8 protein-coding genes and 1 pseudogene are annotated in these 8,625 nt (G+C 44.4%); 7 read left to right on the top strand and 2 right to left on the bottom strand.

Annotated features, from left to right (window positions below):
• The 4 genes and pseudogenes from R7O12_RS23140 to R7O12_RS23125 form a co-directional block, all read left to right on the top strand.
• Positions 1-71, top strand: a pseudogene (locus R7O12_RS23140) (elongation factor Tu); the annotation flags it as partial.
• Between the two features lie 331 nt (positions 72-402).
• The gene (locus R7O12_RS23135) at positions 403-591 is read left to right on the top strand and encodes a (2Fe-2S)-binding protein (protein ID WP_005381360.1); all 189 of its coding nucleotides are present in this window, start codon (positions 403-405) and stop codon (positions 589-591) included.
• Between the two features lie 93 nt (positions 592-684).
• On the top strand, positions 685-1,161 hold the full coding sequence (bfr, locus tag R7O12_RS23130) for a bacterioferritin (protein WP_005381359.1): 477 nt from the start codon (positions 685-687) through the stop codon (positions 1,159-1,161).
• A gap of 206 nt (positions 1,162-1,367) precedes the next feature.
• The gene (locus R7O12_RS23125) at positions 1,368-2,645 is read left to right on the top strand and encodes a malic enzyme-like NAD(P)-binding protein (protein ID WP_005381358.1); all 1,278 of its coding nucleotides are present in this window, start codon (positions 1,368-1,370) and stop codon (positions 2,643-2,645) included.
• A gap of 113 nt (positions 2,646-2,758) precedes the next feature.
• Here the strand turns inward: R7O12_RS23125 and metJ are convergent, their stop codons facing one another.
• A complete protein-coding gene (metJ, locus tag R7O12_RS23120) occupies positions 2,759-3,079 on the bottom strand; it encodes a met regulon transcriptional regulator MetJ (RefSeq protein WP_005381353.1) in 321 nt (106 codons plus the stop codon).
• Between the two features lie 225 nt (positions 3,080-3,304).
• Here metJ and R7O12_RS23115 point away from each other — a divergent pair, with 225 nt between their 5' ends.
• From R7O12_RS23115 to metF, 3 genes are all read left to right on the top strand, one after another.
• Complete coding sequence (locus R7O12_RS23115) at positions 3,305-4,465, top strand: O-succinylhomoserine (thiol)-lyase (protein ID WP_005381350.1); 1,161 nt, start codon at positions 3,305-3,307, stop codon at positions 4,463-4,465.
• A 15-nt stretch (positions 4,466-4,480) separates the two neighbouring features.
• Complete coding sequence (locus R7O12_RS23110) at positions 4,481-6,889, top strand: bifunctional aspartate kinase/homoserine dehydrogenase II (RefSeq protein ID WP_017633523.1); 2,409 nt, start codon at positions 4,481-4,483, stop codon at positions 6,887-6,889.
• 262 nt (positions 6,890-7,151) lie between these two features.
• The gene (metF, locus tag R7O12_RS23105; protein ID WP_005381345.1) at positions 7,152-8,054 is read left to right on the top strand and encodes a methylenetetrahydrofolate reductase; all 903 of its coding nucleotides are present in this window, start codon (positions 7,152-7,154) and stop codon (positions 8,052-8,054) included.
• A 70-nt stretch (positions 8,055-8,124) separates the two neighbouring features.
• Here the strand turns inward: metF and R7O12_RS23100 are convergent.
• The coding region (locus R7O12_RS23100) for a PadR family transcriptional regulator (protein WP_318125214.1) at positions 8,125-8,625 on the bottom strand (501 nt) is incomplete at its 5' end.

The following is an 8,625-nucleotide window of genomic DNA, read 5'->3' as shown; positions in this document are numbered from 1 at the left end:
GTCTACGTTTCGCGATCCGTGAAGGTGGCCGTACAGTAGGTGCTGGTGTTGTTGCTAAGATCTTCGACTAATTCATAACGAATTAAACGAAATCTTGCACTGTTCTTCTTTTTGAAGAAAGCGCATCGAAAAGGGAAGCTTAGGCTTCCCTTTTTCATTTCTAGATTACATTTAGTTATAAGTGTTGAAATAAAAGACGTCACTTTTTCGATTTAAAAACAGAGTTTTACCGACTTTATTTCTTAACGCTTTTACTCACCCCTCTTAACCCTTTGATCTTTTCCTGCAGCGGTAAAATCGTTATAACCAAATATTCTGAGCGGACACCATAATGCGACTGGTAACAAGAACTATTCTTGTTTATATTGTTTGTCACAGATTAGTTTTATAGGTTTTTTGAGTATGTACGTTTGTCTTTGCCATGGTGTCTCCGACAAAAAAATCAGGAAGTTGGCGATAGATGAAGGCGTAACAGATATTAAAGGAATCAAAAAGTGCACGGCATTGGGCAGCCAATGTGGTAAGTGCATCAGACAGGCCAAGGAAATTTTAGCGGAAACTAGTTACACGGAATTTAAACAAGCCAGCTAATTGCTGTAAGTATGCAGTAATTATTTGCCTTACATTTTGACACCTTCTCATTTGCTTCTACATTTAAATGAAGCCAAAGAGGAGGGTTTTGTCATGAAAGGCGATCCAATCATCATTCAACATCTCAATAAAGTGCTCGGTAACGAGCTCGTCGCTATTAATCAGTATTTTCTTCATGCCCGAATGTATAAAGACTGGGGCTTAAAGCACCTAGCAGACAAGGAATATCACGAATCTATCGATGAGATGAAGCATGCCGATCATCTAATTGAGCGTATTTTGTTCCTTGAAGGCTTACCGAACCTACAAGATTTAGGTAAGTTGATGATTGGTGAAGATACCAAGGAAATGCTCGAGTGTGACTTAAAGCTTGAAATGGCGGCTATTCCAGATTTAAAAGATGCGATTGCCTACGCTGAAGACATTCGAGATTATGTGTCTCGAGATCTCTTCCAAGATATTCTTGAAGATGAAGAAGAACATGTTGATTGGCTAGAGACGCAACTTGGCTTGATTGAAATGTCTGGTATTGAGAATTATCTCCAAGCGCAATACGTGGACGAAGAGTAACGATACTTTCTGAGTTTGCATACTCCAATAATAGTAAGAAGAAAGAGCACCTGACTCGAAAATCGGGTGCTTAACCCCGTTATCTGGTCTAATCTCTTTTATTATCGGCTTTTTAAGGATATTGCTCGCAATCTTGCCTATGAAGTTTGATTTCTATCCGATAGAATTTATGCCCCCTTACCTAAAAATAAAAAAGAGAAACGTCCATGTCTGAAGACAACCACCAAGCAGCCACTCCAGAAGAAGAACATCGCCAAAAAGCATTGGATTACCATGCTTATCCAACTCCAGGAAAGATTGCTGTCGAACTGACAAAGCCTGCGGAAACGGCGGGTGACCTTGCCCTTGCTTACAGCCCTGGTGTTGCAGAGCCAGTGCGTGAAATCGCACAAAACCCGGATAACGTGTACAAGTACACTGCAAAAGGGAACATGGTTGCTGTTATTTCTAACGGTACCGCTATTCTAGGTCTAGGTAACCTAGGTCCACTTGCATCTAAGCCAGTGATGGAAGGTAAAGCGTTACTGTTTAAGCGTTTTGCAGGTCTTGACTCTATTGATATTGAAGTTAAGCACCGCACGATCGATGAATTTGTTGATACTGTTGCGAGCATTGCAGACACTTTTGGCGGTATCAACCTTGAAGATATTAAAGCACCAGACTGTTTTGAGATTGAAAAGCGTCTGATTGAACGTTGTGATGTACCAGTATTCCACGATGATCAACATGGTACTGCTATTGTAACGGCAGCGGGTATGCTGAATGCAATCGAACTTCAAGGTAAGAAACTTGAAGATTCAACAATTGTTTGTCTTGGCGCTGGCGCTGCCGCTGTAGCGTGTATGGAGCTTCTGATCAAATGCGGCGCAATGCGCGAAAAAATCTACATGCTAGATCGCAAAGGTGTGATTCACACTCGTCGTGATGATCTTAATGAATATAAGCAGCTATTTGCGAACAATACAGATAAGCGCACACTAGAAGACGTGATTGAAGGTGCAGATCTGTTCCTAGGTGTATCTGGTCCAAACCTATTGCCAGCGGAAGCGTTGAAGTTGATGGCAGATAAGCCAATCGTATTCGCATGTTCTAACCCGGATCCTGAAATCAAGCCGGAACTTGCTCACGCAGTTCGTGATGACTTGATCATGGGTACTGGCCGTAGTGATTATCCTAACCAAGTTAACAACGTATTGTGTTTCCCATTCATTTTCCGCGGTGCTCTTGATGTGCGTGCAAGTGAAATCAATGATGAAATGAAACTTGCAGCCGTTGAGGCGATTCGTGAGCTAGCAAAAGAGCCTGTACCTGAAGCCGTATTGAAGGCTGCAGGTGTTGATAAGCTAGAGTTTGGTGCGGACTATATTATTCCAAAACCAATGGATTCACGTTTGCTACCACGTGTTGCAAAAGCGGTTGCTCAGGCGGCGGTTAATTCAGGTGTAGCTCGTATCGAGATGCCTGAAAACTACATGGCAGAGTAATATATCTTTCAGATGTGATACATAAAAAATGGGACGCTATTGCGTCCCATTTTTTATGTCATTCATTTGGCTCGAGGCAAGAGTTATTACCTGAAACCTCTTATCAGGCTTTTTTATTCTTCGTCGAATGACTCAAATTCGATGCCCATTTCCGTCATCAGCGCTTTTACTTCTGTTGGAATATCATCAGGACGGTCTTTACGAAGGTCTTCATCTGTCGGAAGTGGCTGACCTGTGTACGCGTGCAAAAATGCCTCGCATAGCAGTTCGCTATTGGTTGCATGGCGTAAGTTATTGATCTGACGGCGAGTACGCTCATCAGTTAGCACCTTTAAAACTTTTAGCGGGATAGAGACGGTAATTTTTTTTACTTGTTCGCTTTTTTTGCCGTGCTCTGCATATGGGCTAATGTATTCGCCATTCCAGTCAGCCATTGCACACCTTCATTTATGTAATCGGTTAAAAATAATTTAGGTTCTGATTTTAGCTGCATTTACCGCCATAAGCAAAGACATATAGACGTCTAGAAGTGTTGACGTCTCATTTTTTGACGAGTAAAGTGAACATAACAGCAAAGGAAGCGTGTTGATCACTTTATGTTACTCATTAGATATAGCGCATTCCTATTTAGAAGTCATTACCCGTGAAAGGATACACCCATGAGCACTCGCAAACCTGCGACCATTGCAGTACGCACTGGTATTGAATCAGACAGCCAATATCATGCTGTCGTTCCACCTATTTATCTTTCCACTAACTATGGTTTTCCTGCTTTTGGTGAAGTGCCCAAGTATGATTACACACGATCTGGTAATCCAAACCGCGGACTGTTGGAAAGTGCGCTATCTGAACTTGAGTCTGGAAAAGGAGCGGTTGTTACTAACTGCGGTACGTCGGCATTAAATTTATGGGTTTCCGCTTTTCTCGGCCCAGATGATCTCATTATTGCTCCTCACGATTGTTATGGTGGTACCTATCGTCTTTTTAATACCCGAGCTAACAAAGGCGATTTTAAGGTTCAGTTTGTCGATCAATCAGACGAACAGGCTTTAGATGCTGCATTGGCACAAAAACCAAAACTCATTTTGCTAGAAACTCCGTCAAACCCTCTGGTTCGCGTAGTGGATATTGCAGCTACTTGTGAAAAAGCGAAACAAGTCGGCGCGTTAGTTGCGGTGGACAATACCTTTTTGACACCCGTGTACCAAAAACCTTTAGAGCTAGGTGCGGATTTTGTTATCCACTCCACAACAAAGTACATCAACGGTCATTCGGACGTAATTGGTGGGGTAATCATCACCAACACAGAAGCGCATGCAGAAGAGCTTGCATGGTGGGGCAATTGTATTGGTGCAACGGGCACACCTTTCGATAGTTACATGACACTGCGAGGTATTCGTACGCTTGGTGCTCGTATGAAAGTACATGAAGAGAGCTCACAGCAGGTACTGGCTTACCTACAGAAACAAGCGTTAGTTAAAACTATCTATCATCCAAGCCTGCCGGAACATCCAGGTCACGACATTGCTAAAAAGCAGCAAACGGGCTTTGGCTCTATGTTGAGTTTTGAGTTTGCTGGTTCGTTTGAGCAGCTAAAGGTGTTTGTGAAAGAGCTCCAACTGTTTTCATTAGCTGAATCATTAGGTGGTGTAGAAAGTTTGATTTGCCACCCGGCATCCATGACTCACCGTGCAATGGGTGAGGAGGCACTGGCGGAGGCTGGGGTCTCTCATCAACTATTGCGTTTGTCTGTCGGTTTGGAAGATGCACAAGACCTCATCACAGATTTAGAACAAGCGTTCGCTAAAGCTACCCAGTAATAGGAGACGATAACAATGACTGTACAACGTCAGCTGCATAAGTTTGGTGGCAGTAGCTTAGCAAACCCAGAATGCTACTTACGCGTTGTGGGTATTCTCAAAGAGTATTCGACAGAAAATGATCTTGTGGTCGTCTCTGCTGCAGGAAAAACCACTAATCGCTTGATTGAGTTTTTGGAAGGGTTAAATAAAGATGGCCGAATTGCGCATGAAGCGCTTCAAAGCTTGAGACAGTTCCAAACTGAGCTAATAGAAAGCTTGTTGGAGAGTGAAGCAAAAGAAGAGCTGTTAGCTTTATTACATGATGAGTTCAGTACTCTCTCGGAGCTGACTGCACCACTCACTAATGCGCAAAAAGCTGCGGTACTGGGACACGGAGAAGTATGGTCTGCTCGCCTATTGGCCGCGTTATTATCTCAACGTTCTATCCCTGCGGTTGCACAAGATGCACGAGCGTTTTTACGTGCAGAAGCGGGAACTCAACCAGAGGTTGATCGCGCTCGTTCATACCCTTTAATTAAAGAGATCCTCGCGCAGCATAACCATAAACGTGTGGTAATTACTGGCTTTATGGCTCAGAACGAGGCAGGAGAAACCATTCTACTTGGTCGTAATGGCTCTGACTATTCTGCAACGGTCATAGGCGCGCTTGCTGAAGTCAGTACTGTCACGATTTGGAGTGATGTTGCTGGTGTTTATAGTGCCGATCCACGTTTGGTGTCTGACGCTTGTTTATTACCGTTACTTCGATTGGATGAAGCCAGTGAACTTGCTCGCTTAGCTGCCCCAGTGCTACACAGTCGTACGCTTCAGCCTGTGGCGCAAAGTACCATGGACCTTAATCTCAAGTGTAGCTATCTGCCAGAGTCGGGTTCTACTCGTATTGAGCGTGTATTGGCATCTGGTCGTGGCGCTAAAATTATTACTTCACTGGATGATGTTTTATTGGTGCAGTTGTCTTTCATGCATGGGCACGACTTCGAAAAAACACAGAGTGATGTATTACAAGCGTTGCAGCGCGCGCAATTAGAGCCACTGGCATTTGAAGCTCAATCCGATCAGCACACGCTACGCTTGGCTTACACCGCAGAAATCGCCGGTGGTGCATTGAAACACTTGCAAGAGCTTGCGGTAGAGGCAGAAATTAAGCTAAAAGAAGGTTACTCGCTCTTAGCTGCGGTAGGTGCAGGCGTTACGAAAAACGCCAATCATTGCTTTGGCTTTTATCAGAAGCTAAAGCACTCTCCGGTAGAATTTATCTCTGAAACAGACTCAGGGCTGAGCCTAGTCGCTGTTTTGCGCCGTACTGATACCGAGGCGTTGGTTCAAACGATTCATAGCCAGTTGTTCCAAGCGCAAAAACGCGTGGCAGTGGCTTTATGTGGCAAGGGTAATATTGGTTCTAGTTGGCTAAATTTATTTGCTACGCAAAAAAGTGAGCTCGAAAAACGTCATGGTATGAGCTTTGATCTTGTCGCGGTTGTGGATAGCCAAACCTATTGGTTCGATGAGCAAGGTATTGAGGCGGCGAGTGTTGCTGAACGATTTGATGATGAAAGCATAGCAAACAATGGGGATTGGCTGGCACGTTTGGGAGCGCTTAAAAGCTATGATGAAGCCGTCGTGCTTGATGTTACCGCGAGTAAAGAGTTAGCTCAGCGCTACGTAGAAATCGCACAGCAAGGCATTCATTTGATTTCCGCTAACAAAGTGGCCGGTTCCGCAGATAGCCAGTACTACCATCAGGTTCAAGATGCATTCGCTAAAATTGGTCGTCATTGGCTATACAACGCAACGGTTGGTGCTGGGTTACCGATAAACCATACCGTGCGAGATCTTCGTGAAAGTGGGGATGAAATCGTCGCTCTATCGGGTATTTTCTCGGGGACGCTATCATGGCTGTTCCAACAGTTTGATGGTTCTGTGCCATTTAATGATTTAGTCGATCTTGCTTGGCAGCAAGGTTTAACCGAACCTGATCCTCGTTCTGATTTAGATGGCTCTGATGTAATGCGCAAGTTAGTCATCTTGGCTCGAGAGTCGGGCCTAGATATAGAACCAGACAGCGTTAAAGTTGAGTCTTTGGTGCCAGAAGAATTAAGAGAACTGAGCTTAGATGATTTCTTCGATAATGGAGCGTTGTTGAGTGAAATACTTCAAGAGCGTCTGACAAAAGCACAGAGAAACGATCAAGTGCTTCGCTATGTGGCGCGTTTAGAAAAAAATGGTAAAGCAACGGTGGGAGTCGAAGCGTTATCTCGTGAGCACGCGCTCGCCAACTTATTGCCATGCGATAACATTTTTGCCATAGAGAGCAAGTGGTACAAAGATAACCCTCTGGTCATTCGAGGACCAGGCGCAGGCAGAGAAGTGACAGCCGGCGCTATTCAATCCGACCTCAACCGATTGGCTGGTTTATTTTAAAGTTGCGATTGACCTAAAAACCCTGGAATTAATCCAGGGTTTTTTATTCCCCTATCAGTGCCATACTGAAGTCATAACCCGTGCAAAATGGTGAGATGATGCTCAAGTAGAAACTTGAACTATCTTCATTATTAACTTGAGAAAAATTCATAATTACAAGGTTGACATTAAATCGTATTCAATACATTCTGTAGACATATAGACGTCTAAACGTCGATTTTAAGGATTTGTTTTCGTGGCGGAGTGCCGCAGGGAGAGTAAGATGGGATATACGCACGCAGGCCATATCGACGCCTTGAACCAGAATATTGCTGAGTTATCAGATAACATCAATGTATCGTTTGAGTTTTTTCCGCCAAGCAGCGCTAAGATGGAAGAAACACTTTGGAATTCAGTGCACCGTCTTAAAACGCTTCAACCTAAATTTGTTTCTGTGACTTACGGTGCGAACTCCGGCGAGCGTGACAGAACACACTCCATCATTAAAGAAATTAAAGCAACAACCGGATTGGTTGCCGCTCCCCATCTCACTTGTATTGATGCGACTCGTGAAGAGCTGATTAATATTGCCGATGACTATTGGAACAATGGTATTGAAAATATCGTCGCTCTGCGTGGTGATATTCCTCCAGGTGGCGGTGCGCCTGATATGTATGCCTCGGATTTGGTTGAGCTGCTGAAATCACGCCACGATTTCGATATCTCCGTTGCTGCATTCCCTGAGGTTCACCCTGAAGCTAAAAGCGCACAGTCTGACTTATTGAACCTAAAACGTAAGGTAGATGCAGGTGCAAACCGTGCTATTACTCAGTTCTTTTTTGACGTTGAGTCTTACCTGCGATTCCGTGACCGTTGTGTCGCAGCAGGAATTGACGTAGAAATTGTGCCAGGAATTTTGCCTGTATCGAACTTTAAGCAAGCGTCTCGCTTTGCGGCACAGAACAATGTGAAAGTACCAGGATGGATGAGCAAACAATTCGATGGCTTGGATGATGATCCGGTGACTCGCCAGCTTGTAGGAGCTAGCCAAGCTATTGATATGGTGCGTGTACTGAGTCGTGAAGGGGTTAAGGACTTTCACTTCTACACACTAAACCGTGCAGAGATGACTTACGCGTTATGCCATACGTTGGGTGTTCGTCCTCGCGCAGTAGTCGGTGCGTAAATCTGGTTTCAAAAGGATAAAAGGCTTGCCAAGTGGCAAGCCTTTTTCATTTTATCAAAGCAAAAGGAGTTTAACCAATCACTTCAAGTTCAGTTAGAACTTCTTCTGCCCAAGTGATCCAAGTTTCACGTAACAGAAGGTTACGGCGAAGCGTTAGACGTTCTAGGCGAGCTTGTTTATCTAAAGTTGACGGCGTTGCGTAGTAAGCCGCTTCAATTTCTTTGTAGTGAGAAACCAGTTTGCGAGACTCTTCAACTAGCTCGGCGAGTTGGTCACGGAATGGAGCTGCAGGTTGAACGGCACATGCCATCAATTTCGCTGAAAACTCATCACGAACTGTTGGGTGTGCAGTTGGTTGATCAAACCACTCTCCTAAAGCGCTGCGACCAGCGTCTGTAATGGAGTAAACCTTGCGGTCTGGTTTGCCTTCTTGGGGTTCTAATACGCAAGTAACCAGTTCTTTCTCAGCCATTTTGTTGAGTTCACGGTACACCTGTTGGTGGCTTGCTTTCCAGAAGTAACCGATGCTAGCAGAGAATTCTTTAGTGATATCGTAACCGGTTGCGTCGCG

The organism is Vibrio sp. Vb1574, from assembly GCF_033338675.1.
Note: the sequence above shows the minus strand (reverse complement) of the source record. Positions and strands in the feature narration are given on the sequence as shown.

Coding starts and splice junctions, on each gene's coding strand:
- R7O12_RS23135 (WP_005381360.1), top strand. CDS start 403: ATGTACGTTTGTCTTTGCCATGGTGTCTCCGACAAAAAAATCAGGAAG.
- bfr (WP_005381359.1), top strand. CDS start 685: ATGAAAGGCGATCCAATCATCATTCAACATCTCAATAAAGTGCTCGGT.
- R7O12_RS23125 (WP_005381358.1), top strand. CDS start 1,368: ATGTCTGAAGACAACCACCAAGCAGCCACTCCAGAAGAAGAACATCGC.
- metJ (WP_005381353.1), bottom strand. CDS start 3,079: ATGGCTGACTGGAATGGCGAATACATTAGCCCATATGCAGAGCACGGC.
- R7O12_RS23115 (WP_005381350.1), top strand. CDS start 3,305: ATGAGCACTCGCAAACCTGCGACCATTGCAGTACGCACTGGTATTGAA.
- R7O12_RS23110 (WP_017633523.1), top strand. CDS start 4,481: ATGACTGTACAACGTCAGCTGCATAAGTTTGGTGGCAGTAGCTTAGCA.
- metF (WP_005381345.1), top strand. CDS start 7,152: ATGGGATATACGCACGCAGGCCATATCGACGCCTTGAACCAGAATATT.